The 1580-nt window shown below is 56.3% G+C and carries 2 protein-coding genes; both read right to left on the bottom strand.

Annotation, left to right across the window (positions count from 1 at the left end):
• Positions 1-89 precede the first annotated feature (89 nt).
• Positions 90-692 (bottom strand): Slp/YeaY family lipoprotein, encoded by a 603-nt coding sequence (locus tag BBW68_RS11910; protein ID WP_070135530.1) that lies wholly within the window; start codon positions 690-692, stop codon positions 90-92.
• A gap of 59 nt (positions 693-751) precedes the next feature.
• Positions 752-1453: a tRNA (adenosine(37)-N6)-threonylcarbamoyltransferase complex dimerization subunit type 1 TsaB gene (tsaB, locus tag BBW68_RS11905; RefSeq protein ID WP_070135531.1), complete on the bottom strand. Its 702-nt coding sequence runs from the start codon at positions 1451-1453 to the stop codon at positions 752-754.
• Positions 1454-1580: the final 127 nt, after the last annotated feature.

Genomic DNA, 1580 nt, shown 5'->3' with positions numbered 1-1580 from the left:
ACCACAAATGACCATAATTCGAAAATCAATAAAAAATGGCATATCGCCAGCCGCTGGCAGATATGCCGTCGTCAATGTTCGCGCTGTGGCTACTCGGTGAGAATGGTTTGCACCTGCGCCGGTCCGGTATTGTAGTAACCCCACGGGGCCGGGCCCCAGTAACCGCCGCGATGGCGGTCGTTGCCGGGACCATACCAGATCCATGGGTCGATAGGCTGCGGCGGCGTCACGATCTGCTGACTCATATGCCAACGCTGATAGCCAGTGACACTCACACTCACCACCACGAAGCTATACTGCGCCTCGCCAATCTTACCTTTCTCAGTGCCTTTAATTGGCCCGACTACGGTAACCATCTGGTTATTGAAATCAACCGGATCGAGAAAACCGTTCACGTCGGCAAAGATACGGCCGATAGAAGCACTTCCAAGAATCGGGCGCGCCCCGTCATCAAGGCGCATGGCGGCAATCTCCAGTCGCGTCATACCGTTGCGATTATCGACTTTGATCACTTTCCCGCCAAAGCGCGACTCCTGGCCGACAAACAGTTCTGGCGCATTTAACACCCGCACCAGATCCTGTTGAGGCGTGGGAGAGGTGCCTTTGACAGAATCCGGTACGGTGACACAGCCGCTGAGCAACAGCGACGCGAATAACAAACCACTTAACTTCCAGATGCTCGGTTTACGCATTAAGATTCTCCCTAGTTTATGCCATTTCGACTGCATCCCGTTTAAATAGTTGCCGCCGGCTACTCGCGACCCGGTAATTTCTTCCAAGCGACTTCATTACGCAGGTAAGTTAGCTCTGCGTGTTCAGGGGTCACGGTCTGCCCGGCAGTCAGCGCCTGTTTGGCCAGCGGCAGCATATCCTCTGCGCGCGGCAGCATCACATCAGTGACGGTTAAGCTCAGCGGGCTGTTTTCAGCCAGCTGCGACCATGCCTGCCAGCCGGTGCCAACGCAGGCCCATTCACCACTCAGCTGCGCCATACGCGCCGCGGCGGCTTCCGGCTTCAGCACCGCTTCGCTCTGCTCGCCGTGCCAGACGCCCTCCTCATCGCGCTGATATTTTGCCCAGTAAACTTCGCCCATGCGTGCATCAATTGCGGCCAGCACGCGGGAAACGCCATGCAGACGCCATGCGCTCTGCGCCATAGTTTTCAGGGTGGAAACACCAATCAGCGACAGGCTGGCACCCAACGATAATCCCTGAGCGATGCCAATGCCAATACGCATGCCGGTAAAACTGCCCGGGCCTCGCCCGAATGCCAACGCATCCAGTTCGCTTAGTGCAACCCCGCTTTCGCGCAGGATCTGCTGCACCAGCGGCAAGATGCGTTGCGTATGTTCACGCGCACAGAGTTCAAAATGGGCTAACGTCTGACCGTGGTTCAGCAACGCTGCCGAACAGGCTTCTGTCGCCGTATCAATAGCTAAAATTCGCGTGGACATCACAACCTCAGAGGGAGAAAAATTTTCGGCGCGCATCACAGCATACTGCCGCCGGGTCCATTATTGCTTGTCGCAGGCTTAAGAGACACTACGGGATACCCGGTGCCAGGAAAACAGCTTTGTTGAT

Origin of the sequence: Candidatus Erwinia dacicola (assembly GCF_001756855.1) — a bacterium.
GTDB lineage: Bacteria > Pseudomonadota > Gammaproteobacteria > Enterobacterales > Enterobacteriaceae > Erwinia > Erwinia dacicola.
Note: the sequence above shows the minus strand (reverse complement) of the source record. Positions and strands in the feature narration are given on the sequence as shown.

Excerpts from the sequence above, each read along its gene's own strand:
- BBW68_RS11910 (WP_070135530.1), bottom strand. The coding sequence starts at position 692 with ATGCGTAAACCGAGCATCTGGAAGTTAAGTGGTTTGTTATTCGCGTCG.
- tsaB (WP_070135531.1), bottom strand. The coding sequence starts at position 1,453 with ATGTCCACGCGAATTTTAGCTATTGATACGGCGACAGAAGCCTGTTCG.